General features: G+C 59.6%; 23 protein-coding genes and 1 pseudogene. 10 read left to right on the forward strand and 14 right to left on the reverse strand.

All coding sequences use genetic code 11. The features are described from left to right. Positions 1 to 116: 116 nt before the first annotated feature. On the reverse strand, positions 117 to 296 hold the full coding sequence (locus tag KW821_RS05040; protein WP_042652657.1) for a DUF3545 family protein: 180 nt from the start codon (positions 294 to 296) through the stop codon (positions 117 to 119). Positions 297 to 452: 156 nt separating this feature from the next. Next, entirely contained in the window at positions 453 to 1,403 is a 951-nt protein-coding gene (gene tal, locus KW821_RS05045; protein WP_218290638.1) for a transaldolase, read from the reverse strand. Positions 1,404 to 2,128: 725 nt separating this feature from the next. Here tal and KW821_RS05050 point away from each other — a divergent pair. Then, positions 2,129 to 3,568 carry a sodium:alanine symporter family protein gene (locus KW821_RS05050; protein WP_042652655.1) on the forward strand — a complete coding sequence of 480 codons (1,440 nt, stop codon included), beginning with the start codon at positions 2,129 to 2,131 and terminating at the stop codon, positions 3,566 to 3,568. A gap of 261 nt (positions 3,569 to 3,829) precedes the next feature. Then, the gene (gene ampC, locus KW821_RS05055; RefSeq protein ID WP_218290639.1) at positions 3,830 to 4,996 is read left to right on the forward strand and encodes an FOX/MOX family class C beta-lactamase; all 1,167 of its coding nucleotides are present in this window, start codon (positions 3,830 to 3,832) and stop codon (positions 4,994 to 4,996) included. A 69-nt stretch (positions 4,997 to 5,065) separates the two neighbouring features. Here ampC and ruvX read toward each other — a convergent pair whose 3' ends face one another. From ruvX to metK, 7 genes are all read right to left on the reverse strand, one after another. Then, positions 5,066 to 5,485, reverse strand: coding sequence for a Holliday junction resolvase RuvX (ruvX, locus tag KW821_RS05060; RefSeq protein ID WP_218290640.1), 420 nt, complete (start codon positions 5,483 to 5,485; stop codon positions 5,066 to 5,068). A 58-nt stretch (positions 5,486 to 5,543) separates the two neighbouring features. Beyond that, positions 5,544 to 6,098 (reverse strand): YqgE/AlgH family protein, encoded by a 555-nt coding sequence (locus tag KW821_RS05065; RefSeq protein WP_042652651.1) that lies wholly within the window; start codon positions 6,096 to 6,098, stop codon positions 5,544 to 5,546. Between the two features lie 143 nt (positions 6,099 to 6,241). Beyond that, complete coding sequence (gene gshB, locus KW821_RS05070; RefSeq protein ID WP_042652650.1) at positions 6,242 to 7,192, reverse strand: glutathione synthase; 951 nt, start codon at positions 7,190 to 7,192, stop codon at positions 6,242 to 6,244. 196 nt (positions 7,193 to 7,388) lie between these two features. Continuing rightward, entirely contained in the window at positions 7,389 to 8,120 is a 732-nt protein-coding gene (gene rsmE / locus KW821_RS05075) for a 16S rRNA (uracil(1498)-N(3))-methyltransferase (RefSeq protein WP_218290641.1), read from the reverse strand. 65 nt (positions 8,121 to 8,185) lie between these two features. Continuing rightward, positions 8,186 to 8,884 (reverse strand): endonuclease, encoded by a 699-nt coding sequence (locus KW821_RS05080; protein ID WP_218290642.1) that lies wholly within the window; start codon positions 8,882 to 8,884, stop codon positions 8,186 to 8,188. 72 nt (positions 8,885 to 8,956) lie between these two features. Continuing rightward, the gene (locus KW821_RS05085) at positions 8,957 to 9,481 is read right to left on the reverse strand and encodes a SprT family zinc-dependent metalloprotease (protein ID WP_218290643.1); all 525 of its coding nucleotides are present in this window, start codon (positions 9,479 to 9,481) and stop codon (positions 8,957 to 8,959) included. Positions 9,482 to 9,586: 105 nt separating this feature from the next. After that, the gene (gene metK / locus KW821_RS05090; RefSeq protein ID WP_042652646.1) at positions 9,587 to 10,738 is read right to left on the reverse strand and encodes a methionine adenosyltransferase; all 1,152 of its coding nucleotides are present in this window, start codon (positions 10,736 to 10,738) and stop codon (positions 9,587 to 9,589) included. 341 nt (positions 10,739 to 11,079) lie between these two features. Here metK and tkt point away from each other — a divergent pair, with 341 nt between their 5' ends. Further along, positions 11,080 to 13,071: a transketolase gene (gene tkt / locus KW821_RS05095; protein WP_218290644.1), complete on the forward strand. Its 1,992-nt coding sequence runs from the start codon at positions 11,080 to 11,082 to the stop codon at positions 13,069 to 13,071. Between the two features lie 289 nt (positions 13,072 to 13,360). Further along, positions 13,361 to 14,008, forward strand: coding sequence for a hypothetical protein (locus tag KW821_RS05100; RefSeq protein WP_218290645.1), 648 nt, complete (start codon positions 13,361 to 13,363; stop codon positions 14,006 to 14,008). 203 nt (positions 14,009 to 14,211) lie between these two features. Here KW821_RS05100 and KW821_RS05105 read toward each other — a convergent pair. Continuing rightward, positions 14,212 to 14,472: pseudogene (locus tag KW821_RS05105) on the reverse strand (RidA family protein); the annotation flags it as partial. On the opposite strand from KW821_RS05105, the gene KW821_RS05110 reads away from it, so the two are divergent. From KW821_RS05110 to KW821_RS05130, 5 genes are all read left to right on the forward strand, one after another. Next, positions 14,413 to 14,670 (forward strand): hypothetical protein, encoded by a 258-nt coding sequence (locus KW821_RS05110; protein ID WP_218290828.1) that lies wholly within the window; start codon positions 14,413 to 14,415, stop codon positions 14,668 to 14,670. The pseudogene KW821_RS05105 and the gene KW821_RS05110 sit on opposite strands and share 60 nt — an antisense overlap. Before the next feature lie 22 nt (positions 14,671 to 14,692). Then, on the forward strand, positions 14,693 to 15,430 hold the full coding sequence (locus KW821_RS05115) for a cold-shock protein (protein ID WP_218290646.1): 738 nt from the start codon (positions 14,693 to 14,695) through the stop codon (positions 15,428 to 15,430). Between the two features lie 360 nt (positions 15,431 to 15,790). Continuing rightward, positions 15,791 to 16,537, forward strand: a complete 747-nt coding sequence (locus KW821_RS05120; RefSeq protein ID WP_256353328.1) for a hypothetical protein — start codon at positions 15,791 to 15,793, stop codon at positions 16,535 to 16,537. Positions 16,538 to 16,889: 352 nt separating this feature from the next. Then, entirely contained in the window at positions 16,890 to 17,291 is a 402-nt protein-coding gene (locus tag KW821_RS05125) for a DUF6232 family protein (protein ID WP_218290648.1), read from the forward strand. A 67-nt stretch (positions 17,292 to 17,358) separates the two neighbouring features. Next, complete coding sequence (locus KW821_RS05130; protein WP_371317594.1) at positions 17,359 to 17,781, forward strand: nuclear transport factor 2 family protein; 423 nt, start codon at positions 17,359 to 17,361, stop codon at positions 17,779 to 17,781. 124 nt (positions 17,782 to 17,905) lie between these two features. Here KW821_RS05130 and KW821_RS05135 read toward each other — a convergent pair whose 3' ends face one another. The 3 genes from KW821_RS05135 to KW821_RS05145 all read right to left on the reverse strand — a co-directional run bounded on the left by KW821_RS05135 (position 17,906) and on the right by KW821_RS05145 (position 22,535). Further along, positions 17,906 to 19,171, reverse strand: coding sequence for a RidA family protein (locus tag KW821_RS05135; RefSeq protein ID WP_218290650.1), 1,266 nt, complete (start codon positions 19,169 to 19,171; stop codon positions 17,906 to 17,908). An 852-nt stretch (positions 19,172 to 20,023) separates the two neighbouring features. Further along, positions 20,024 to 21,151 carry an anhydro-N-acetylmuramic acid kinase gene (locus tag KW821_RS05140; RefSeq protein WP_218290651.1) on the reverse strand — a complete coding sequence of 376 codons (1,128 nt, stop codon included), beginning with the start codon at positions 21,149 to 21,151 and terminating at the stop codon, positions 20,024 to 20,026. Positions 21,152 to 21,227: 76 nt separating this feature from the next. Continuing rightward, a complete protein-coding gene (locus KW821_RS05145) occupies positions 21,228 to 22,535 on the reverse strand; it encodes a peptidoglycan DD-metalloendopeptidase family protein (RefSeq protein ID WP_218290652.1) in 1,308 nt (435 codons plus the stop codon). A 113-nt stretch (positions 22,536 to 22,648) separates the two neighbouring features. Between KW821_RS05145 and tyrS the strand changes: the two genes are divergently transcribed. Then, a complete protein-coding gene (tyrS, locus tag KW821_RS05150; RefSeq protein ID WP_218290653.1) occupies positions 22,649 to 23,848 on the forward strand; it encodes a tyrosine--tRNA ligase in 1,200 nt (399 codons plus the stop codon). A gap of 72 nt (positions 23,849 to 23,920) precedes the next feature. Here tyrS and ygjK read toward each other — a convergent pair whose 3' ends face one another. Further along, entirely contained in the window at positions 23,921 to 26,401 is a 2,481-nt protein-coding gene (gene ygjK / locus KW821_RS05155; protein WP_218290654.1) for an alpha-glucosidase, read from the reverse strand. Positions 26,402 to 26,542 lie beyond the last annotated feature (141 nt).

Below are 26,542 nucleotides of genomic sequence, written 5' to 3' on the forward strand. Positions count from 1 at the left end.
TTGGCCGGGGCGTTATTTTTACAGTTCCAGCTCGTCCGAGCCTTGGTCGGCGATGCCGGTGGGATACAACATCTTCTGCATTTCAACGCCTCGTGCTTAGCCCGGGACGCTGTTTTTTACAGCTCCAGCTCTTCCGAGCCTTCGTAGGCGATATCGATGGATTGCAGCTCCTTCTGCAGGCGGTGCTTGTCTTTCAACGCCTCGATCTCACGCCATTTACGTTTCTTTCCCGTTGTCCCGCGGCTACGCGAACCCAGTTCAACTACCTCGTCAAAATCGAAGCTGAACATTTCCATGGCGCCCTCCTTGGTTTTATCGTTTTCACCACTCGTATAACATAACGCCATTAAAAATAAAACGTTTTCGTGACGCTCTCGTGACAATCGGAGGGCGCGCATAAAAAAACCGGGCCCCCTCGCGGGAGCCCGGTTTTTATCGGGGTGAGCCCCCTATCAGAGGCGACCGGCCAGCATGGTTTCCAGCTTGCCCTGGTCGACGGCGAACATGCGGATGCCTTCGGCCAGCTTCTCGACGGCCATGGCGTCCTGGTTCAGCTCCCAGCGGAATTCGGCTTCGCTCAGCGGAGCCGGTTTAGCCTTGCGCTCGCCGGTGTAGTTCAGCTTGCGCACCACGGCGCCTTCGCTCTTGCTCAGCTCTTCCAGCAGGGCAGGGCCAATGGTCAGGCGGTCACAGCCGGCCAGTTCCAGGATCTCGCCGGTGTTGCGGAAGCTGGCACCCATGACCACGGTCTGGTAGTCGTGCTGCTTGTAGTAGTCGTAGATGGCGGTGACGGAGACCACGCCCGGATCTTCGCTCGCGCTGTAGTCACGGTTGTGCTTGGCCTTGTACCAGTCGAGGATGCGGCCCACGAAGGGGGAGATCAGGAAGGCGCCGGCCTCGGCACAGGCACGGGCCTGGGCGAAGGAGAACAGCAGGGTCAGGTTGCACTGGATACCCTCTTTCTCCAGCACCTCGGCGGCACGGATCCCTTCCCAGGTGGAGGCCAGCTTGATCAGGATGCGATCGTTGGTGATGCCGGCTTCGTTGTAGAGGCGGATCAGCTTGCGCGCCTTGGCGATGCTGGCGTCGGTATCGAAGGAGAGACGGGCATCCACCTCGGTGGAGATGCGGCCCGGGACGATTTTCAGCACTTCCAGACCGATGTTGACCGCCAGCTTGTCGCCCGCGTCGATGATTTGCTGTGCCTTGTCCTGGCTCTGGGCCTTGGCCCAGTGGATGGCGTCTTCGATCAGTGCCGCGTATTCGGGGATCTCGGATGCCTTCAACACCAGGGAGGGGTTGGTGGTGGCATCGATGGGCTGGTAGCGCTTGATGGCTTCGATATCGCCGGTATCGGCAACAACAGTGGTCAGGGCTTTCAGCTGGGTTAATTTATCGGCCATAGCAAATATCATCTCTATATGAGGGAGCAATCCCAGGGGTTGCGGGCGTGAGACGACTGTTCTGAAATAAAATTACAAAACCCCGGCGACTCAGGCTCAGAAAAGCACGATGGGGGCGACCCATCGCCATTGCCTGCCTAATTAATACGGATGTGGCGCATCCTGCAATAGGGGGCCTTGTATGCGAATCGTCCAGGCGCCGGCAATGGTGGGGAAGGGTAGGCAAAAGTGTTTGATAAAAAACAACTTTTATTGATTCCCCTGGACGTGGCCCGGGGCCGAATAAAAGCAACTTTTTTAGTTGATTATCCATTCTGTGAATAGGGTCACATAAATAGTGTTATCAGCTACTTGAAATTTAATTACGTGTAAAACGTTTGGCGCCGCCACGGCCTCAGGCGCGGGATCCCGGGGCAAACGCTTGCCTCTCTCTCGTCTGGGTTTAATCCTCATTTGCTGCCATGGCATCCCGTGGGTGATTGGTTCTCTTTTGAGGCTAATTTGTCGCGCGATTGATATGGCGCTAAAAATTGTTGAATATTTGCGTGATAAATGAAGCATTTTTGCATCTAAGCGCTCGTTTTTTGCTTTGTCAGTGAGCTGAATCACTATTCTGAACTCCCTCCCTATGCTAGATTCCGCCCCTTTAGCGCAGCGCTAATTCGGAAACTGACAGAGAGCGGCCAGCGCAGACTGGCCATGGATGTGATAACAACGAGAGAATTATGGACACCTTGATCGCAATGATTAACGACCTGATGTGGGGAGCTGTGCTCATCTACCTGCTGATTGGGGTCGGTATCTTTTTCACCTTCCGCCTGGGGTTTATCCAGGTCCGTCACTTCGGCCACATGTTCTCGGTATTGCGCAATAGCCGCAAATCCGACAAGGCTGGCATCTCCTCCTTCCAGGCACTCTGTACCAGCCTTGCCGCCCGCGTGGGTACTGGCAACTTGGCCGGTGTGGCCGTCGCCATCTATCTGGGTGGCCCGGGCGCCATCTTCTGGATGTGGCTGATCGCCTTCATCGGTATGGCCACCGCCTTCGTGGAAAGCACCCTGGCCCAGCTCTACAAGGTCAAGGACGAGGACGGCAACTACCGTGGCGGCCCGGCCTATTACATGGAGCGCGGCCTCGGCATGCGCTGGATGGGGGTGGTGTTCTCCCTCTGTCTGCTGCTGGCATTCGGCCTGGTGTTCAACGCGGTGCAGGCCAACTCCATCAGCCTGGCCATGAACGTGGCCTTCGGTATCCCTGACTGGGCCACCGGTCTGGCGCTGGTGATGCTGTCCGGCCTCATCATCTTCGGCGGCATCCGTGGCATCGCCCGTTTCGCCGAGCTGGTGGTACCCTTCATGGCACTGGCCTACATCCTGATGGCGCTGTTCGTGGTGGCGATGAACATCAGCGAATTGCCAGGGGTGTTTGTGCTGATCATCAAGTCTGCCTTCGGCATCGAGCAGGCGGGTTCCGGCGCCATGGGTTATGCCATCTCCCAGGCGATGATCAACGGCATCAAGCGCGGCCTGTTCTCCAACGAGGCGGGCATGGGCTCTGCCCCCAACGCCGCCGCGACCGCGACCCCCTATCCGCCGCACCCGGCCTCACAAGGCTATGTGCAGATGCTGGGGGTGTTCCTGGACACCATCGTCATCTGTACCTGTACCGCCGCCATCATACTGATGTCCGGTCAGTTTGAGCCGGGCTCAGGGGTGACCGGGGTCGAGCTGACCCAGCGTGCGCTCTCCTCCCAGATCGGTGGCGGTGGCAACATCTTCATCGCGGCGGCGATCTTCTTCTTCGCCTTCACCTCCATAGTCGCGAATTACTCCTACGCCGAGACCAACCTGGTGTTCCTCGAGCACAACCACAAGGGCGGCCTGATGCTGTTCCGGATGTTCGTGCTGGGCATGGTGATGTTCGGCTCGGTGGGCGAGCTGCCGACCGTGTGGGCCCTGGCGGATGTCTCCATGGGGATGATGGCCATCGTCAACCTGGTGGCCATACTGCTGCTCTCCGGCGTCGCCATCAAGCTGGCCAAGGATTACAACGATCAGCTCAAGCTGGGTCGCGTCCCCACCTTCGATGCCAACAAGTACCCGGAGATCCGCAGCCAACTGGAAGCTGGGATCTGGGACAACCCGCCCAAGAGCAAGCAGGCCTGAGTCCTGGGTTGATCCGGTTGGGTAATGAAAGAGGGGAGCCATGGGCTCCCCTCTTCATATGGCTTCATGGGCCCTGCCCGGAGCGTGGGAAGCGGTGAGCCTGGGCCTGCCTGGTGTCGGCCGAGGAGGCGGGCGGCCTCCATTCGGTATCGGCACCGCCACTTCACGCGACTTCACATCCAACACACCTTGGTTGGCTATTCTGGTCACACCGCTCGTCGCGCGTGCGGCGATCCCGACAGATGAAAGGATAAAATAACCATGCAACAACACTTGCGGATGACATTGCTGACGGCGAGCACGCTGCTGTGGGCTGGCCAGACGCTGGCCGCCACGGCATCAAACCCGACCCAGGCCGACCCCCTGCGTCAGATGGTCGATACCACCATCCAACCCCTGCTGAAGGAGTACCGGATCCCGGGCATGGCGGTGGCCCTGCTCAAGGATGGCAAGGCCCACTACTTCAACTACGGTCTGGCCAATAGGGCGACGGGAGACAGGGTCAGCGAGCAGACCCTGTTCGAGATTGGCTCGGTCAGCAAGACCTTGACGGCCACGCTTGGGGCTTATGCCGTGGTAAAGGGGGGCTTCCAGCTGAATGACAAGGTGAGCCAGCACGCCCCCTGGCTCAAGGGCTCTGCCTTCGACGGCATCACTATGGCCGAGCTGGCCACCTACAGCGCGGGTGGCCTGCCGCTGCAATTCCCCGACGAGGTGGATTCGGCCGACAAGATGCAGGCTTACTACCGCCAGTGGACGCCAGCCTACCCGGCGGGCACCCATCGTCAGTACTCCAACCCCAGCATAGGGCTGTTCGGCCATCTCGCGGCGAGCAGCCTGGGGCAGCCCTTCGAGCAGCTGATGACGGGGACCTTGCTGCCCGGGCTCGGCCTGCACCACAGCTATCTCAGGGTGCCCGACACCGCCATGGCGGACTATGCCTATGGCTACGCCAAGGAAGACAAGCCCATCAGGGTCAATCCCGGGGTGCTGGCGGACGAGGCCTATGGCATCAAGACCAGCTCGGCGGATCTGCTGAAGTTTGTCGGCGCCAACCTGGCATTTGATGGTGATGAGGCGCTGCAAAAGGCGATAGCCATGACCCACACCGGCTTCTATGCGGTGGGTGAGATGACTCAGGGGCTGGGGTGGGAGAGCTATGCCTATCCCGTCACCGGGCAGGCGCTGTTGACGGGCAACTCACCGGCGATCAGCCTCGAGACCAATCCGGTCACGGGGTTTGCGACGCCAAGGGTGATGGGCGAACAGCGGCTCTATAACAAGACCGGCTCGACCAATGGCTTCGGTGCCTATGTGGCCTTCGTGCCCGCCAGGGGGATAGGCATCGTCATGCTGGCCAATCGGAACTACCCCAATGCGGCGCGGGTCGAGGCGGCCTATACCATCTTGCAGCAGCTGGATCTGTAATAAAAAAAGCGCCGGGGATGGGCCCCGGCGCTTTTGATTCCTATCCGACAGAGAGGGGGGCAGCCCCCCTCAGTACTGCTCTTCCATCCAGGCTTCGACGATCAGCTGGGCGGAGACGCCATCCACGCTGCCCTTGTCGAGGGCCTTGTAGCCGCCGCGTTCGAACAGCCGGGCACGGGCGTCTGTGGTGGTGAGCCGCTCATCCTTGAACTCCACCGGTTTGCCGAAGCGGCCATGCAGGCGGTTGCCGAACTTGCGGGCCCGCACCGTGATCTCCTGATCGGTGCCATCCATGTTCAACGGCAGGCCGACGACCAGCAGATCCGGTTGCCACTCCTTGATCACTTTCTCGATCTCGTCCCAGTTGGGAATACCGTCGTTGGCCTTGAGGGAACGAAGGGGTTGGGCCGTGCCCGTGAGCTCCTGGCCGATGGCGACGCCGATACTCTTGGTGCCGTAGTCAAAGCCCATGATGCTGCGTGATGACATGGAGTTCCTCAATACTGGGTAAATGAAAAGGGGCCTCTGGGGCCCGCTTGGCAAGAAATTAGCTATGCCCCACCTGACTGGACAGATGCAGGGGATTGACTCCAATGCTGGCTGCGGCCTGTTGCCAGCGCTGATGAATGGGGGTGTCGAACACCAGCTTGGGGTTGGGCGGGATCACCAGCCAGGAGCCGTCCACCAGCTCCTGCTCGAGCTGTCCCGCGCTCCAGCCGGCGTAGCCGAGGGCGACCAGCCAGTGATCCGGGGCCTGCTCGGTGCCGAGGGTCTCGAGGATGTCCTTGGAGGTGGTAACCATCATCTCGTCGCTCACCTGCAGGGTGGAGCTGAAGCCCGGCCGGAAGCTGTGCAGCACGAAGCCGCGATCCGCATGGACCGGACCTCCTTGCAGCACGGGCTGCTTCATTTCCGGGCTGGCGGGCGGGGTCAGCTTGAGCTTGGTCAGCATGGTATCCAGCGCCATGTCGACCGGAATGTTGACCACCAGCCCCATGGCGCCCTCGCTGCTGTGCTCGCACAGATAGACCAGGGAGCGTTCGAAGTAGGCGTCAGAGAGGCTCGGCATGGCGAGCAGAAAATGGTTTTGCAGTGTTTGCATAGTGGCCAAATAGTGCAAAGGTGTTTGGGATGATTATGGCAGTTGGGGGCGTCCGGCAAAACCGCTTTTTCGCGCCTAGGGCGTGAAGTTGGGCGCCGGCGCGCAAAAGATTGAACAGGGGCCGCGAGGGCCCCTGGGTGGCATCACTTGGCCAGACGGCGTTCGATGGCGTCCATCAGCATGCCGGTGATGGAGACGTCGAAGGCGGCCTCGATCTCGCGGATGCAGGTCGGGCTGGTGACGTTAATCTCGGTCAGCCGATCGCCGATGATGTCGAGCCCGACGAAGATGAGGCCCTTGGCCTTGAGGGTGGGGCCGACCGCACGGGCGATGGCCCAGTCCGCCTCGCTCAAGGGGCGCGCCTCACCGCGGCCACCGGCCGCCAGGTTGCCACGGGTCTCGCCCTGGGCCGGGATGCGGGCCAGGCAGTAAGGCACCGGTTCACCGTCCACCACCAGCACCCGCTTGTCACCCTGCTTGATGGCGGGCAGATAGGTCTGCGCCATGCAGTACTGACTCCCATGTTCTGTAAGAGTCTCGATGATCACCCCGACGTTGGCGTCGTCTTCCTTCATGCGGAAGATGGAGGCGCCGCCCATGCCGTCAAGGGGCTTGAGGATCACGTCCTTGTGCTCGGCGTGGAAGGCCCGCAGCTTGTCGGCACGACGGGTGACGAGGGTGGTCGGGGTGTGCTCGGCAAACCAGGCGGTGTAGAGCTTCTCGTTGGCGTCGCGCAGGCTCTGGGGCTTGTTGACGATGAGGGTGCCCTCATCCTCGGCCCGCTCCAGCATGTAGGTGGCATAGATGAATTCGGTGTCAAAGGGCGGATCCTTGCGCATCAGGATCACGTCCAGGCTGGAGAGGGGCTGATCGACCACCTCACCCAGCTCGTACCACTTAGCCGGGTTCTGCTCCACCGTGAGGGGACGCATGGTGCCAAAGGCGCGGCCCGCCTCCATGTAGAGATCTGCCATCTCCAGATAGAACAGCTCGTAGCCACGGCGCTGGGCTTCCAGCAGCATGGCGAAACTGGAGTCTTTCTTGATATTGATGGCCGAGATGGGGTCCATCACTATGCCGAGTTTAATGGTCATCCGAATATCCTTCTGGTAGCTCGATTGCGAGTGAGATTCTTAAAACTTGTTCAAGGTCTGTCACGAGAGGTCGTCAGCAAGGTAAAGAGCAGCGCAGGAACCGGAGCGTATAGATATACGTGATATCTCCTGGTTACAAACAAGCGAGCAGCGCATGAGCCTTGATCACGACCCGCAGTAAGACATTGGACTGGTTTCAGGCGAGATCGCCAAACCGGCACTGCAGCGCGGTAATGGCGGTCAGGGCGGCGGTTTCGGTGCGCAGCACCCGCGGTCCCAGCAGCATCTCTTTGAAATCTTCCTGCACAGTACGGGCGATCTCGTCGCTGGACAAGCCGCCTTCCGGGCCTATCAGCAGGCGCACGCCATGCTCGGGCACCGGCAGGGTGCTGATGCTGTAGGAGGCGCGCGGGTGCAGGTTGAGCTTGAGCTCCCGGGTCTCTTCCGCCAGCCAGGCATCCAGCTCCATCGGCATACGCACTTCTGGCACCACATTGCGGCCACACTGTTCGCAGGCGCTGATCACCACCTTCTGCCACTGTTCACGCTTCTTCTCCAGCCGATCGGCCGGCAGCTTGACGCCACAGCGTTCGGAAAACAGCGGGGTGATGCAGGTGACGCCGAGCTCCACGGATTTTTGGATGGTGAAGTCCATCTTATCGCCCCGGCTGATCACCTGACCCAGGTGGATGGCGAAGGGGGATTCCACCGATTGTGCCTCACAGCCATCGATGCTGACCTCCACCGACTTCTTGCCGACCAGGGCTATGGTGGCGGCGTATTGATTGCCGTCGCCGTTGAACAGCTCGAGCGGCTGGCCCGGCTGCATGCGCAGCACCCGGCCGATATGGTTGGCACCGTCTTCCGACAGGGCGAGGGACTGGCCTACCTGCAGGGCGGCCGGTTCATAGATACGTGGAATGCGCATGGCTGATCACAGTCTCTTGGCTTGCTCAAGGAGAGGGAAGTTTTCCCTCTCTCCGGTAGATTGGGTTACTGGCACTGCTTTTCAATGAAGGGGTTGGTATTGCCCTGCAGCTTGCCGATGCGACGGTTGCGTTCGCACTCCCAGCGGTCGGCCGGGTACTGCCTGTCCCAGGCTTCGAACAGCTTACGCTGTTGCGCGGCGAGGCGCAGCCCATACTGCTGGCCCATATAGAGGTAGGCGCGGGCGATCTGGCCGCGCACCGGCCCCTTGGGAGGCTGCACCTGGCGGGTCTTGAAATCCACCAGCATCTGGCATTTGCCGTACTGATCCGGCTTGCCGTTCCAGTCGGAGAAACGGTAGTTGGCGCGATCGCCGTTCACCTCGCCGATGGCGGGGAAGAGGTTGTGCATGTCCCCCTCCATCTGGTTGAACTCATCGCTCTTGCCGCAGTTCTTGCGCCCCCCCTCTTGCCAGCACTGCAGCTGGTGGCCGAACTCCCAGGCGGGTACCACGTGCTCCCACTCGATGCGGGCGGCGCGAGAGGCCTGCTTGCGCGGCAGGTAGCCGCAGCTCTCCCAGTCGGGCGCCATCTTCTTGCCGCTGAACTTGATGTTGCAGCCGCAGTAGAAGGTGGTGGGGTGGCTCTGGTAGAGGGTGTTCAGATCCTGCTTGGCGGCGCGAAAGGTCTGGGCCTGCAGTGGCGAGCTGAAAAACGGCAGACTGATGAGCAGGCCGAGGCTGAGAGAGAGCAGAGGGCGAAACATGAAGATCCTTGGCAATGAAACGGTTGATTGAAGAAGTGCGCACCCTAACACAGGGGCGCGACACAGGCTGGCTCAGTCCGTCACCGGCTCCCTCAGGGGAACCAATGGCTGGCGGCAGCGGCGGCAGTGGTAGCGGGCCTCGCCGCGCAGCACCTTGTTGTGGCGGCGGACGGAGAGCCGATGCTGCTGGCACGCGCAGGCGTAGGCATGGGTGCGCTGGCCCAGCACGGCGAGATCGAAGCTGTGGGTGGTTCTGGGTTCGAGGTTGAACACCTCCCGCATCACCGACTGCCACTGCCTGCCGTGGGGCAGCACTCGCGACTTGCCGCGGCCCTCGCCCCAGAGCGCGTGGACCAGCAGATGGGCCACCTCGTGGGGCACCACCTCGGTCAGGAAGGCGGCTGTATTGGCCTGATAGAGCGCGGGATTGAAGCGCAGCTCCCAGGTCTGCAGCCGTGCTGAGCCCGCCGCCCGGCCGCGCATGTTCAGATGGATGCGCGGGCGTGGGAAGCTGCGACCGAGGCGAGCCTCGGCCTGCACGAAGCAGGCTTCGACTCGCGCGCTGAGCTGGGCGTCCGGGTGGGGGAGGGAAGACATGGGCAGTCCTGTTGAGGGCCGAACAAATGGCAGACAAGCAAGAGGGGAGCCAGGCTCCCCTCTTGTCACAAGGTGCTTATCACCGCGCTGTTGAGAACAGAGGTCTTACAGACCGGCGACGTCGCGCAGCAGGGCAGCCTTGTCGGTCTTCTCCCAGGGGAACTCGTCGCGACCGAAGTGGCCGTAGGCGGCGGTAGCCTGGTAGATGGGACGCTTGAGATCCAGCATCTCGATGAGGCCGTAGGGGCGCAGCTCAAAGTGCTCGCGTACCAGCTTGACCAGCAGCTCCTCGGCGACCTTGCCGGTGCCGAAGGTCTCGACGCTGATGGAGGTCGGCTCGGCCACGCCGATGGCGTAGGAGATCTGAATTTCACAGCGATCCGCCAGACCGGCGGCAACGATGTTCTTGGCCACGTAGCGGGCGGCGTAGGCGGCGGAGCGATCCACCTTGGACGGATCCTTGCCGGAGAAGGCGCCACCACCGTGACGGGCCATGCCGCCGTAGGTGTCGACGATGATCTTGCGACCGGTCAGACCGCAGTCACCCATGGGGCCGCCGATGACGAAACGGCCGGTCGGGTTGATGAAGTACTTGGTGTCCTTGGTGATCCACTCGGTCGGCAGCACCGGCTTGATGATCTCCTCGCGCACCGCTTCCACCAGATCCTTGTGACTGATGGAGTCGCAATGCTGGGTGGAGAGCACCACCGCATCCACACCCAGGATCTTGCCTTCGTTGTCGTAGGCGAAGGTCAGCTGGCTCTTGGCATCCGGACGCAGCCACGGCAGGGTGCCGTTCTTGCGCACTTCGGCCTGGCGTTTGACCAGCAGATGGGAGTAGGTGATGGGTGCCGGCATCAGCACCTCGGTCTCGTTGGTGGCGTAGCCGAACATCAGGCCCTGGTCACCGGCGCCCTGCTCGTACGGATCGGTACGGTCGACGCCCTGGTTGATGTCGGGGGACTGCTTGCCGATGGCGTTCAGCACGGCGCAGGAGTCGGCATCGAAGCCCATGTCGGAGTGGGTGTAACCGATCTCGCGCACGGTGTCGCGCACGATCTGCTCGATGTCGACCCAGGCAGAGGTGGTCACTTCGCCGGCTACCATCACCATGCCGGTCTTGACCAGGGTCTCGCAGGCGACGCGAGCCTTGGTGTCTTGCACCAGGATGGCGTCCAGCACCGCATCGGAGATCTGGTCGGCGATTTTATCGGGATGGCCTTCGGAGACCGACTCGGAAGTAAACAGCTTTGCCATGATTGGTTCTCAATTCGTATGGGGTTATCGCCTTGGCCATAACCGGAAAATGACAGGATGACTGTAGAGGTATCTACATCTGGACGTCTATTTTAATTAGGCCAATGGGTGATTGCCAGCACTATTTTGGTTTGGACCCGCCCGGGCCAAGGCCGGCGGCTGAATCACCCCGTTTGGGGTAGAAGGGGGGCCTGAGTCAATCGTTTGCCGGGGCAAGAAAAGCGATTGTGCTCCCAAAGCCGCTTTATTCGCCCAGATAATATTTGCACCGCGCCCGCCCTGCTGGGACAATAACGCGCCTTAATCTTGGCCATCAAATGAAGCAATCGCAGGAGATACAGATGCCTTCTCGTAAAGAGCTTGCCAATGCCATTCGCGCATTGAGTATGGATGCCGTTCAAAAAGCCAACTCCGGTCACCCGGGCGCCCCCATGGGAATGGCAGATATCGCCGAAGTGCTGTGGCGTGGCCACCTCAAGCACAACCCGAACAACCCCAAGTGGGCCGACCGCGACCGTTTCGTGCTGTCCAACGGCCACGGCTCCATGCTGCTCTACTCCCTGCTGCACCTCTCCGGTTACGACCTCTCCATCGATGACCTGAAAAACTTCCGCCAGCTGCACTCTCGCACCCCGGGTCACCCGGAGTACGGTTATGCCCCCGGCATCGAGACCACCACTGGCCCGCTGGGTCAGGGCATCACCAATGCCGTGGGCATGGCGATCGCCGAGAAGGCCATGGCCGAGCAGTTCAACCAGCCGGGTCACGACATCGTTGACCATTACACCTACGCCTTCATGGGCGACGGCTGCCTGATGGAAGGCATCTCCCACGAGGCTTGCTCCCTGGCCGGTACCCTGCAACTGGGTAAATTGATTGCGTTCTGGGATGACAACGGCATCTCCATCGACGGTCACGTGGAAGGCTGGTTCACCGACGACACCCCCAAGCGTTTCGAAGCCTACGGCTGGCACGTCATCCCGGCCGTCGACGGTCACAGCCCGGAAGCCATCAACGCCGCCATCGAAGCCGCCAAGGCCGAGACCGGCAAGCCGACCCTGATCTGCTGCCGTACCATCATCGGCTACGGTTCACCGAACAAGTCCGGCTCCCACGATTGCCACGGCTCACCGCTGGGCAACGACGAGATCGCCGCCGCCCGTGCCTTCCTGAAATGGGATCACGCGCCGTTCGTCATTCCGTCCGAGATCGCTGCCGAGTGGAATGCCCAGGAGAAGGGCACCAAGCTCGAATCCGACTGGGCTGCCAAGTTTGCCGCCTATGAAGCCGCGCACCCGACCCTGGCCGCCGAATTCAAGCGCCGCACCGTCGGTGAGCTGCCGGCCAACTGGGCCGCCGAATCTGCCAAGATCATCGAGACCCTGCAGGCCAACCCGGCCAAGATCGCGACCCGTAAAGCCTCCCAGAATTCCCTGGAAGCCTTCGGCAAGCTGCTGCCCGAGTTCATGGGTGGCTCTGCGGATCTGGCCCCGTCCAACCTGACCATGTGGTCCGGCTCCAAATCCCTGACCAACGAAGATGCCTCCGGCAACTACATCCACTACGGTGTGCGTGAGTTCGCCATGTCCGCCATCATGAACGGCATCGCCCTGCACGGGGGTTTCATCCCCTACGGCGCCACCTTCCTGATGTTCATGGAGTACGCCCGCAACGCCCTGCGCATGGCCGCCCTGATGAAGCAGCGCGCCATCTTCGTCTACACCCACGACTCCATCGGTCTGGGTGAAGATGGCCCGACTCACCAGCCGGTGGAGCAGATCGCCTCTCTGCGTCTGACCCCGAACATGAGCACCTGGCGCCCCTGTGACCAGGTGGAATCCGCCATCGCCTGGAAGCACGCCATCGAGCGTATGGACGGCCCGACTGCGCTGATCTTCTCTCGTCAGAACCTGCCCCAGATGGACCGCAGCGCCCAGCAGCTGGCCGATGTGGCCAAGGGTGGCTATGTGCTGAAGGATTGCGCCGGCACGCCGGAGCTGATCCTGATCGCCACCGGTTCCGAAGTGGAGCTGGCCGTAGCCGCCTACGAGCAGCTGACCGCCAAGGGCCGTGCCGTGCGCGTGGTCTCCCTGCCGGCCACCGACGTGTTCGACGCCCAGTCTGCCGAGTACAAAGAGTCCGTCCTGCCGATGTCTGTCACCAAGCGTGTCGCCATCGAAGCGGGTATCGCCGACTACTGGTACAAGTACGTGGGCTTCGGCGGCAAGATCATCGGTATGCGCACCTTCGGTGAGTCCGCGCCGGCCGAGCTGCTGTTCAAGGAATTCGGCTTTACCGTGGAAAACGTGGTTGCGATCGCAGAGTCCCTGTAATCGCTGATTGCTTTGTATTGAGCTGAAAAGCGCCTCCCTTGGGAGGCGCTTTTTCATGGATGGTTTTTACTGAGGAAACTGTACATTGCAGGATACGGAATATTGACTCCCATAAAAATTGAGTTCCATTTCTTGAAGGAAATAAATTGTCTTATGAATGTTGAGCGGTGAAAAACAAAATAGTTTGCCATTTTCCAGAAACTACCCGAATACGATTTACAGATTTGGTAAAGTCTACTCGACTTGATAAAGCACCACTGAGAAATGACAAAAACCAAAAGGAGTCATCATGAGCAAAAAATGCATGTCACCGGATCCTTTTTTTTCGGTAAATGGGTTTAGCTTTGACCTAGAACAGCTTGCGGAGGGCATGACTAGAGACGATTGGCCTGATGGCGCCAAGATGACCAGATGTACCGATAAGGACGGTACGACTAGGGTTCTATCACCAAAAGATGCTCTGATTGATGCTTTTTTCGGTCACGAATTTTTCGATGAACACTCCTTAAAGGTAAGTCTCGCCTTAACGCGCTACTTCCTTCAAACGGACCGCCCGTTATTGCCTGGAATGGCTGAGCTATTGGTAGCTGGAATCACGGAACACCTGAAAGATGGAAAGCCATGGGGCAGGCAAAACAGAAAACGGAAAAAAGACCCCGAGCATCTTATGGCGGTTCTAGCTATAGATAATAAATTTAAGGGGAAACGCCATGAAATTGGCGCAGAACTAGATATTACCGCTGATGGTGTTAAATATATTGTCAGGCGAGCTAGAGAGTCGGTTTACCCCTCTTTGTTGTATTTATTTGAAGGCCATATGCCACTCAAATTTGAGGAGGCAGTGAAAATTTTGGACCCTGCATATAGAGATGATTTTATTCGTACAAATGGCGTTAAACTAAATGGCCCTATAGTCGAAGGGGCGTCTGATGATTAGGAGCAGTGAATTATAGGATGAAACAGAATTCTCATTCCCACACTTCTCTCTTATTAAATAATCATGGTTTGACGTGCACGAAACTAAATTTAATGTAATACCATGTTAAACATTCAAAAATAATTGTTTCAAATAAAGCTTCTTTATGTTGTGTAAAAATACACCGGCCTAAGCCGGTGTATTTTTATTACTAGAGCAATGCTTTAAACCAGAGGCTGGGTACTTTCCGCATTGGACATCACGGCATCCATCTGCACCAGGGCGCCGGCGGGCAGCTCGGCGACACCAATCACGGTGCGGGCTGGCAGATAGTCCGGGAAGTATTGGGTATAGATGGCGTTGACCGCCTCCAGACCCTCGATGTTCTTCACCTGAATATTGACCTTGACGATATCGTCCATCACATGGCCGATGCTCTCCACAATCGCCTTGATATGACCGAGGCACTGGGCAGTCTGTTCCTTGTGATGGCCGAATGGCAGATTTGGGAAACGATCCTCTGCTCGCCCTTTCTGGATTTTGTGGCCAGTGACACCTTTGCCACGGCTGACTATCCCGGTTCTTTCATGCACTATGAGGTCCTGTGTTCCGATCTCGTCATTGACGTGGCTGCCGAGCAGTTGCCCAGGATGTGCGGTCTGGAACGTTATTCTCTTATTTAATTGCAGCGGTGGTCACACATTAATGCAGGGAACAATAACCAGTTATTTGCCAGAAAAGCGCTATGGCTTTATCAAGGGTAAGGATGGCAAAGATTATTTCTTTCATGACAGCAGCTTCAAGAATGACGCACAAATAGCCCTGCTGGCGGAAGAGGCCATGGTCACATTCGAACAGCAGGCGACGCCCAAGGGATATAAGGCGACCCACTGCTCATTGCTTCATCCTACTGAGGCCCCGGGTTATATCACCCCGGATGAATTTATGACCTCGGGCTCGGAGAGCGTGAGGGGTTGGGACATTGTCGATCTGGGTGACTGGATCGTACATGGTGCCTCCAGAGAGTCACCGAATGAGGCCAGGCGACAGGCTATTGAACATGCTCGGGGATTGGGCGCCAATGCGTTGCTCAAGCTGGAGTATTACAAGACGACAGGTGCCGAGGCTGGCACTGGCCGGGGCACACATCGCTTCACCATTCACAACTTTCGGGGCAGGGTTGCAACCTTGGCAAAACGTCATGCCAACGGGGACCATGAGTGGGATGAGTTGACTGGTTTGAATCAGCGCGCCAGGGCCGCAGAGCAAACGCAACAACTCCTTGCCCAGAAAAAGCGAAATGTCACTTGGAAGGTGGTATTGCTCTGTTCTCTGATTGCCTTATTTATTCATCCCTTGTTCATTATTATGTTGGTGGGGATGGGCTTTTTGTATAACCGAAAAAAACACAGTGATACGTGGCTTGAGCCAATATTAAAATAGTCTGAATATTCAGTTTGTTTCGATGGTAATAATTATTATTAAATATGTTTTTAATGTCGTAAGTGGGAGGTGGCGTGCGGTTAAAATAAATGATTCCTTCTATGATGGTGGTGTTGCCAGGGAGACCGGCGGTTTGATGTCATGAGGACAATAAGTGCATACCGTTTGATGTTCTTCTGGAGGTAACGATCGGCGATCGCAGGGTGATCATCACTATCTGAAAGCGGAGGAACTATGTTGGGTTTTGTATTGGGTGATATGTATTGTCGATCCGGTTCACTCCGGCCTCCTCCCCGGCTGGGGAAGCATTTCCCGCCCCCTCCCGATTACCAGCTGCGTGGCCGGGTCTCGGCCGCCATCATGACGATGGAGACCCTGCTCGATACCCCCTATCCGCAGAAGAAGTTCAGAGACCTGGTCTATGGCGCGCTCATCGACCGGCAGCGCCGTCTGTTTGCCGAGCATGTCGTCATCGCCCAACTGGAGAGCGACCAGGATCTTGAGCTGTCGGTGGATCTCTCGTTTATAAGCACGGCGGTGCCGATCGGCCTGCTCGCCATCTCGGAGGAGATGGCGCTGTTGACGGCGCCTCGCCCCAGCAAGACACACCCTCACCATGATGTGCTCTGCCAGGTGCTCGACTGCACCGCGATGCTGATGTTCTATGCCAGGGTCATTCGCCAGCGCAATGCGGTGCTGGAAAACATCGGCCACCAGTTTGGCTATCGGCCAGAGGCCGAGTTGAGGGCCAGAGTCGGAGCCGGAGGTCATGATGACTATGTGGCCTTCATGGTCAATGTCATGACCTGCATCGCCCACTCCCACTCGTTCAAGGAGGCGCTGGAAAACGGGGTGAGGATGGGGCTGCGGGAGCCCGCCTTCTTCTGCATCGTCGGGGCCCTCGCCAGCACCCTCTGGGGGATCCCCAAGCCTTGGGCTTATCAGGCGTCCCGGTTCATCCATCGACAGGATCCTCACTACATCCAGATCCTGTTGCGCGGCGAGACCCGCACCGGCCGTGGCCAGATCAACCTGGTGCCGCCCAAGCCCCCGCTCTGTGCCCCGGTGCGGCGCCAGGTCATCCGGCTGTTCAGGAGTGCGTTCTAGGCGGCAGAGCCCGGCCACTCCTGATGATCCTGCATTGCAAGGCGCCTCCCCCGGGAGGCGCTTTTTGATGGGCGGCGTTGATTGGTTGGCAAGGGGGAACCGACGAGCGAGCCTCGAGTCAGGGCTCCCCAGGATAATAAGTTGCGCCGCCTCGCTTTTTCTCTTCAATTAGCTTTGCTATTTGGTGTCATCCGGTACCATACCCAGTCTGCGACTCGTCTGGATAGTAGCTGCCTGCCTGGCGGTCATTCGGCGATGGCGCCTCCCTGTGCCGGCCGGTGTCGATGCAGGGCATGCTAATTATAAAAATATCAGGTGATAAATAAGATTATTAATACAACGGAGGGTGCCAATGCCTTGTTCTATCTCCATTCAACCATCGACTGGAAAATTGCAGGTGAATGCCGACAGCTATGAGCTGGATAAAATTGCTGATGTGCAAGTGAGAGTGCTCAGCTGGAAAAATCACTTGCTGAATATGGTTCTGCTTGGGGTGCTCACATCGAGCATTTTGTTTGTCTTTATACCGACGGAAGAGCAGGGGAAGGGCGTTACCCTGCTGCTCCCCGCGATGGGGTTTGTGGTGGGCGCCATCATGGCGCTGGCTGCGAGCGCCAAATATGAGTTCAGACTGGAGTTCAAGCATGGGGATGAAACCGGGGTGCAATGGATTACCGCCGCCAAGAGTCGATCGTCCAGCGATTATGCGGTGTTTAAAGAGCGGAAAATTGAGCTTAAACGCACTATAAGCTGACGAAGGGTGCCCGCGAAACAGCAGGCTGTATAGTATTCCGCTCACGGATTTCTAATGGATTGGAAAGATGAATGCTTGCGAAGCGATAGTTCAGAGGCAGATAGTTCAGAGGCAGCTGGATGCCCATAACAGGAAGGATATGGCAGCCTGGCTGGCGACCTATTCAGAGGGGGCGGCCCAGTATTCCATCGAGGGGGAATTCATCGCACGGGATAAAGCCCATATGAGGGCCAATATCGCCTCGCGCTTCATGGAGCCGGATCTCTATGCCGAGCTGCTGTCCCGCCACAGCGACGATAATGTCGTTATCGACCACGAGCGGGTCAGGCGCAACTTCCCGGAGGGGGCCGGCACCATAGAGATGCTGTGCATTTACCTCATCGAGCATGATCTGATCCAGAGCCACCTTCAAGCTGTTCAACCAGCGGCTGACCAGGCCGTCATAGGGTATGGACACCGGGCGAGCTGGCCGCCCGCCAGCAAGCCGTGAACCAGTGCCGCCCCGGGGCGGCACTGGCTTAAGTGGGATCCCATGTTCGGATCAGATCCTCTGATATTTCAGGCATAAAAAGACACCGGCCTCAGCCGGTGTCTTTTTTCGTTAGAACAATACCTTATGCCTGCGGCGGGGTGCTTTCCGCATTGGAGACTACGGCATCGATCTGCACCAGGGCACCGGCGGGCAGTTCGCTAACGCCAATGACGGTGCGGGCTGGCAGATAGTCTGGGAAGTATTGGGTATAGATGGCGTTGACCGCTTCCATATCCTCGATGTGTTTCAGCTGGATATTGATCTTGACGATATCGTCCATCACATGGCTGATGCTCTCCACAATCGCCTTGATATTGCTGAGGCACTGAGCGGTCTGCTCCTTGACACAACCGGCCAGGATCTTGCCGGTGGCAACATCCAGTGGCAGTTGGCCGGCAATATGGTTGTAGTGGGAGAAGGCGACGGTCTGTGAATGCAGCGGACTCTTAGGTGCCTTGTCCGTATTGCGGGCCCGGATCACCAGATTGTGTCTGTCTTCCACCAGTTGCGGCGGCGTGCCGTCACCGTGGGAGATCACCGCATCCATCTGCACCAGGGCATCCATGGGCAGGGCAGAGGCGCAAATCACGGAGCGGGCCGGCACATAGGCGACGGCGCGGGCGATGGCCGAGTCCGGGAAGAAGGTGGTATAGACGGCGTTGACGGCGTCCATATCGGCGAGGTTTTTCAGGTAGACATTCACCTTGACGATGTCGTCAAACGGCACATCGATGCTTTCCAGGATGGCCTTGATATTTTTCAGGCACTGAGCCGCCTGCTCCTGGATGCCACCGGCGACCAACTTGCCCGATGCCGCCTCGATCGGCAGTTGCGCGCCGATATTGTTGTAGTGAGAGAAGGCGACGGTATGGGTCGAGAGTGGGTCTTGCGGCGCTTTGTCGCTATTGCGGGCCAGCTTGATGAGGGCGCAGGGTGCCTGCGGGAAGGTGCCTTCGCCATTGGAGATGATGGCTTCGATTTGGACCTGGGCATCCATCGGCAGGGCGGCCACCGCCAGGGTGGTGCGGGTCGGCACATAGTGCGGGAAGAATTCGCGATAAACCGCGTTGACCGCCTCCAGATCCGCCATGTCTTGCAGGAAGATGGTGACTTTCACCACATCGTCCATCACATGGCCGATGCTTTCGACGATGGCCTTGATGTTATTCAGGCACTGTTTGGCCTGCACCTTGACATCGCCTGCGATCATTTTGCCTGTTTTGGGATCGACAGGTAGTTGGGCGGAAATATTATTGTAATGGGAGAAAGCCACAGTTTGAGTATATGGGCCTAAATGCTGGGGGGCCTGTTCAGTATTTCTTGCAGCCTTGATGATAGTGCCACTCATATCGATACTCCTCGTTAATGCAAAGTACAGTTTGCCCCTCTCTGATCGCGCTCCTCGCTGACCCTGGTAGCGACAAAGTCGTCGCTTCGGGTTCTGGGCATTGGGTATGCCGCAGGGAGCGGGATCCAGCTTCCCGATTATTATTTTCAAGCCACTCGCAAGAGGGATTGGATAAGGGAGGCAGAGATTGGGTTGATTATTTCAGACACAGCGATTCTATGAGTGGATTCCGGTGGGATGCAAACCGGGATCTCATTTATATGAGATGGCTCAATGGACTGAAATATCGCTTTTCTGCTATTCAATTCATGCTGCATAGGCTCTTAGCGTGAAAGGCTCCGCTCTTTTACCGTGGGCAAGTCCGCGGGTTAAGGGTTCTTACCTTTGTGAGGGCTGGCCAATACTGTGAATAAAGCGTTAATAACATGCACCATCTTGCAGTTAATCAAATTTATTGTGCATGGATATGCGCTTTTAGGATTTTAAGGGATCTATCTCGGCGCTTTAAAATATGCTAGCTGAAGCTAATGGATGAGTTAATAAAGATGTGGCGGGAATATAATTCAATATATCTGCATGAGTGATTCATTACGGCACCCTGTGAATGGCGCCTTGTGCACGGATCCTGATCAGTTCTTGCTTGCCAAAGCGTCAGAAATATATGCCATGAAATTGCAGCCGTACTGTGAGGAGTGATTTGAAGAGTGGCGTGAAGGGCCGCGAGATGGTCCTGTGCCCGCCTGACCATCGTCAGACGCAGGCAGGTGCACGAGAGGAGGGAGGCTTGAATCTGTGCCCTGAATCAGCCTCAAGCGTTAGCACCTGAGGCTGATTCCCGACCGGCAAGCGCCCTTATCCGGCGGGATAGAGGGCGCCCAGGATCGCCGGGCGGCTGGCGCCGGTGACGGCAGGCAGGTTGCCCGGTTGACGCTGGATGAAGCGCATCGCGAGCCAGGCGAAGGCGGCGCCCTCCACCCAGTCGGGGGCCAGCCCCAGCTCGGCGGTGCTGGCCAGGCGCCAGCGGGGTAGCAGGGCGGCGAGTTCCGCCAGCAGCGGGCCGTTATGGGCACCGCCGCCGCAGACAAACAGCTCGGCCTGGCCCTGAGCCTCGTCCAGCACGGGCAGCTGGCGGGCGATGCTGTGGCAGCTCAGCGCCTGCAGGGTGCGCTGCACATCCACCGGGGTGTAGGCCGCGCCTGCCAGCTCGCCGTCGAGCCAGTCGAGGGTAAACATCTCCCGCCCCGTGCTCTTGGGCCAGGGGGCGGCGAAGTAGGGGTGGGCCAGCAGCCTTGCCAGCAGCGCCGGGAGCAACCGGCCGCTGGCGGCCCAACGGCCATTCGCATCGTAGTCGCCGCCTTGCGGGTGATGGCGGCGATACCAGCCGTCGAGCAGGGTGTTGGCGGGGCCGGTATCGAAGCCATATACCTGAGCGTTGCCGTCGCCGTCCGGATTACCCGGCAACACGGAGATGTTGGCGATGCCGCCGAGGTTCAGCACCACCCGCAGGGCGCCGGGGCTGGCGAAGATAGCCTGATGGAAGGCGGGCACCAGAGGCGCCCCCTGGCCGCCGAGGGCCATGTCCAGGGTGCGAAAGTCGGCGATGACGTCGATGCCGGTCAGGGCGGCCAGCAGGGCGGCGTTGCCGATCTGCAGGGTGAAGCCGAGCTGGGGGCGGTGGCGTATGGTCTGGCCGTGGGAGCCGATGGCGCGGATCTCCCCGGGCTCAAGCCCCGCCTTGGCCAGCAAGGCGTGGGTCGCGGCGGCAAATTCCCGCGCCACCCGATTGTCGGCCACCCCCATGCGGTCTATCTCGTTGTCGCCCGGGGTGCAGAGGGCATGCAGCTCGCGGGCGGTCTCAGCCGGCCAGGGGTGGCAGAGCGCCGCCTCGACCCGCAGCGTCTCGCCGTCGAGCGCGATCAGCACGGCATCTATGCCATCCATGCTGGTGCCTGACATCAATCCGATATAGCGCTCACTCATGGCCTCTCCTTATGATCTCTCTGCATTCAAGCCGTCACCGGGTGCGAACCCGTGCGGTGGATGGGTTGCCAACGCGTCAGCTGCCGCCATTATCCCGCTTGTTCTGGGCCAGCTGCAGCTCGGGGCTGCCGAGTTTCGCCAGCTGGGGCATGGCCTGGGCCTTGAAGCTGGCCAGCTCCCGCCCGGTGAGTGTCTCGGCCTGGGGCAGGCTGAGGGTGCGCGGGTTCTTGTGCACGCCGCCCACCACGAATTCATAGTGCAGGTGCGGGCCCGTGACCCGGCCTGTGCCCCCCAGATTGCCGATGGTCTGTCCCTGTTTCACCCGCTGCCCCTTGTTGACGGTGCGTTTGGAGAGGTGCAGGTACTTGGTCACATAGTTGCCGGCATGCTTGATGAACACATAGTTGCCGTTGAACTGGTTGTAACCGGCCGCCACCACGCTGCCGGAGCCCGCCGCCATGATGGGGGTGCCCACCGGCGCCACATAGTCGATGCCGTTGTGGGGGCGGATCTTGCCGGTGACCGGGTGCAGGCGGCGCGGATTGAAGTTGGAGCTGATGTATTTGAAGTTGACCGGCGCGCGCAGGAAGCTCTTGCGCATCGCCTTGCCTTCCGGCGTGTAGTAGTTGCCATCCTCGTTCAGCACGGCGCGATAGGCGGCGCCCTGGTTGACGAACTCGGCTGCCAGGATATCGCCGGAGGCGACCCGCTCGTCGTCCTGGTATTTCTCCTGATAGACCACCCGGAAGCTGTCCCCCGGTTGCAAGTCCTGGGCAAAGTCGATGTCCCAGCCGAAGATGGCGGCCAAGTCCATGATCTGATCCTCGTTCATGCCCGCCTCGACGGCGGCCCCCCAGAAGCTGGAGCGGATCTCGCCCCTGGCGACCTGCTCGCGGGTGTCGAGCTCCAGCTTGACCGCTCTGGCGACGAAACCTTCGGCCTTGCGGCTGACCTTGAGCGCCTGCTCCAGGCTGTGGGGATAGTAGAGGCTGTGCAGATCGCCGTTCCTGGTGAGCTTGAAGGTGAGCTCCTGACCGGGTTGCAGGGCGCGCAAGGGGTTGGTCGCATCGAGCTGGGCGATGAGGTAGAGATCGCCGGCGCTGAGGCCGAGGCGCTGGAAGATGACCTGCATGTTGTCACCGGCGCGCACCTTCACCTGCTTGGTGATGTAGCTCGGCTTGGCACGCCGCTCGGCCAGCGCCTGCGGCTGTGCCTCACCCTCATCGAGGGGTGAGGCATCGGCGAGTTGCTCGTCACCGTTGACCCGGGTGGCCACCGCCTGCTCGCTCGGCCAGGCCGCCAGCATCATCACCATGATGCTCAGGATCAGCACCATCTTGCGGTGCCAGGTGGGAAGAGAGTTGAAGGCGTTCCAAATAATCATTGAGGCGGACGAAGTTGAGCAGAAAAGAAGGTCGGATTTTACAGCCTTTCCAATTGGCCCGCCATTCCAGTAAGATGTTTGGCCCTGTGGAATCGTGATTGGAGAGTCAAAAAATGTCCCAGCTCGAGGTGGCGCTAGCCGAGATCAAGCGCGGAGCGGAAGAAATTCTGGTGGAAGAAGAACTTGTCGCCAAGTTGAAGGAAGGACGCCCGCTGCGCATCAAGCTGGGCATGGACCCGACGGCTCCCGACATTCACCTCGGTCACACCGTGATCCTCAACAAGCTGAAGACCTTCCAGGACCTGGGCCACGAGATCATCCTGCTGATCGGCGACTTCACCGCCATGGTGGGTGATCCGTCCGGCAAGAACAGCACCCGTCCGCCGCTCTCCGAAGACGCGATCAAGCACAACGCCCTCACCTATGCCGAGCAGGCGTTCAAGATTTTAGATCCCGCCAAGACCCGCATCGAGTACAACTCCACTTGGCTGGGTGAGCTGGGCGCGACCGGCATGATCAAGCTGGCGGCCAAGCAGACCGTGGCCCGCATGATGGAGCGCGACGACTTCAAGAAGCGCTACACCGGCGGCCAGTCCATCGCCATTCACGAATTCCTCTACCCGCTGCTGCAAGGCTATGACTCGGTCGCGCTGAAGGCGGATGTGGAGCTCGGCGGTACCGATCAGAAGTTCAACCTGCTGATGGGCCGCGAGCTGCAAAAAGATGCCGGCATGGCCGCCCAGTGCGTGCTGATGATGCCGCTGCTGGTGGGCCTGGATGGCGTCAAGAAGATGTCCAAATCTGCCGCCAACTACATAGGCGTGCACGATGCCCCGGGGGAGATGTTCGGCAAGATCATGTCCATCACCGACGATCTGATGTGGAACTACTACGAGCTGCTCTCCTCCCGCCCGCTGGCGGACATCGAAGGCTTCAAGGCCGGCATCGCCGCGAACACCCTGAACCCGCGCGACGTGAAGATCTGGCTGGCCAAGGAGATCATCACCCGCTACCACGATGAGGCGGCGGCCGAGGCGGCCCACGAAGACTTCACTCAGCGTTTCTCCAAGAACGCCATCCCGGACGAGATGCCGGAAGTGGAGCTGGCATTGGAAGGGGAAGGCCTGCCCATCGCCAACCTGCTCAAAGACGCCGATCTGGTGGCCACCACCTCGGAGGCGCTGCGCATGATCAAGCAGGGCGCGGTCAAGGTTGATGGCGAGAAGCTGGACGATGGCAAGACACTGGTCGGTGCCGGCACCGCCGTCTATCAGGTCGGCAAGCGCAAGTTTGCCCGGGTGACGGTCAAGTAAGCCAAACCCTCATGATAAAAAAGGCCTCCATCATGGAGGCCTTTTTGTTGGCTCATTTCCGCCAGTCGGGCATCAGCCCTCTGTTTTCAGGAAGTTGCGATAGAGCATATAGAGGTGGGCCGAGCTCCAGCTGAAGTTGCTGGCCCCCTGCATGGCGCCGGTCTCCGGGTTGTAGTTCTCGCGGATGGGGCCGCTGCCCGCCAGCCCTTCGGCGTTGCTGAACAGCTTGTTGACCAGCATCTGGGCATCGTCGCGATAGCCGTAGTTCTCCAGCCCCTTCACCCCGAAGTAGAACTGATCCAGCCAGACCCGGCCGCGCCAGTAGATGTTGGGGTCATAGGCCGGGTTGGTCAGCGCCGCCGTGCCGAGCGGCACCTTGGTGTTGAACTCTTGGGCGTTGAGCATCACCTCGCGCACCCTGGCGGCCTTCTCCTTGTCGGCGACCTCCGCCCAGAGCGGGCTCCAGCCTTCCGGCCCACGGCCACGGGCGGTCAGCAGCTTGCCGACGCAGCCGTTGCCGTCCGCCACATCGCCTTGGGCGATCTGGCGATCGTAATAGAAGCCGGAGGCCTCATCGAACAGACAGCCGTTGATGTAGCCGGCGAGCTGGCTTGCCCCCTCGCGGTAGCGGCTCGCCTCGTCCGCCTTGCCGAGCAGCTCGGCCATGTCCGCCAGGATGCGCTTCTCCTTGGCGAGGAAGGCGTTGAGCTCCACCGATTCCTGATCGATGGAGAAGCCGATGAGGCTGCCGTCGTCTTCGTGGTTCTCGAAGAAGGCGACGTTCCAGTCCTGGCGGGCCTTGGCGAGGTCGCCGCCATAGGTTTTGTCGGCATAGCGCTGCAGTTGGTCTTGCTCGATGAAGCCGAAGCGGGCGGCGTTGTCCATGCCGGACTCCCAGCCGGCGCCATGCTGGGCACCTATGTCCATCTCGCTGTAACCGCCGACGCTCAGCACCTGCTGATAGAGCGGCATGCCGGCGCAGGCGTACCAGCCATCTCCCTCGCTGGTGCAGCTCGCGAGATCCAGCCCGGCGGGCACGCCGTTGGCGTACTGCACCTTGAAGGTGATGTTGCCGAACTCGTCATTGTGCTCGACGTGCTTGGTGGCGCCGTATTCGATGATGCCGTTGTGGTTGTTGTCCCGCGCGCGGTACCACCAGTCGTGATAGGCCTGTAGCTTGGGATACATCTCGGCGATGAAGGCCTTGTCCTGGGTCGCGCTGTAGATCTCCCAGATGGCCCAGGCGGAGAGCGGCGGCTTGGTGTCGCGCTCGTTCCAGTTGCCGCCATCGCCGCCCCGATCGGAGAGCTTGTTGTAAAAGACGGCGTCGATCACCATGCCCGCGTCTTGCGGCCGCACCGGATCGTTCGGCTGGACCTGATAGTCATACATGGCGCGCACGTTGTTCTTGGCCACCTCTGGGTTGAAGTGAGCCATGGCGTAGGCGTGCTTCCAGCTGTCCCAGGCCCAGACACCGTCGAACCAGCGGGCGGTGTTGGAGGGGGTCACCCCGTCGTGCAGTATGGCGCCGGCCGGGGAGCGCCAGTTGCCGTTGAGGGTCTCCATCGCCTTGACCGCGATGCGACGCTCCGACTCGGCGATGCCCTGGTTGGAGAGGCCGCGCTCGAGGTAGCCCTCCCAGCGGCGGATGGAGGCATCGAAGTAGTCGGCCGGATTGGCCAGCAGGGCCTGGCGGCTCTGCTGGTAGTGGCTCGCCTCATCGCTGGAGTGGACATAGCTCTGCAGGGTGTAGACGTCCTCGCTGCCCTTGGCGGCCAGGGTGAGGCTGGCCTCGCTGCGGTAGCCGAGCCCCTTCTCGTCCAGGGTGGTGCGGCTGGCCAGGGTGCGATCGATGCGATAGCTGGCGCTGCCGCTCTGCATGATGTTCCAGGTGCTGCGCAGTTCGCCGAACTGGAACTCGACCCCCTGTTCGCTCTGGCTGATTGTGCGGGTCCAGTTCGGGTATTGCTCGGCGATGGTCTTCTTGGCATCCCACTGGTTGAGCAACTCACCCTGCCAGTCGAGGCTCAGGGTGAGGGGCGCATCGGTGTGGTTGCTCAGCCGCGTGCGGATAAGCGCGGTGCGGGCATCGCCGTAGCGCAGCTCCAGCTCCAGGCTGAAAGTGTCGAACTCGTAGCGCTGGATCAGCGCCCCCGGGATGGCATAGATCTCGTGCTTGCTGGCGGCGGTGAGCGGGTACTGGCGGCCGCTCTCGTCGCTCAGGGTCAGCTTGTCCAATTCGCTTGCGAAGAACAGGCTGTACTCCTCGGCGATCACCATGGGGCCGGTGAAGCCGCCCCATTCGTTTTCACTGGCGGGCAGCAGGAAGCCGTGCCAGGCCCCCAGATCGAGCAGCGGGTTGTACTTGAGGTTGGAGTAGCTGTCGAAGTCTCGGAACTGGAGCGGGGTGCCGCTGCGATCGATCACATTCTTGTACTGGCTCGCCAGGGTCGGGCTGGGCGGGGTCGGGGCGCTGGAGTCATTGCCGTTGCAGGCGGCCAGTCCAAACAGGGCGACGCCCAGGGCGATGGAAAGTAAACTTTTACGAAACATGTCTCGCTCCAATTACTGATTTGTAGGTTGAGGTAGGTGTTTTTTTATCTGTTTTTTAGTGAAAGCGTTTGCGATTGTCATTGTAGAGCAATTTTCCGGCACTTTTTGGCGCTTCATCACAGGGTCAGGCGAGGGAGTGTG

This window comes from Aeromonas sp. sif2416 (assembly GCF_019218665.1).
GTDB classification, from domain to species: Bacteria; Pseudomonadota; Gammaproteobacteria; order Enterobacterales; family Aeromonadaceae; genus Aeromonas; species Aeromonas encheleia.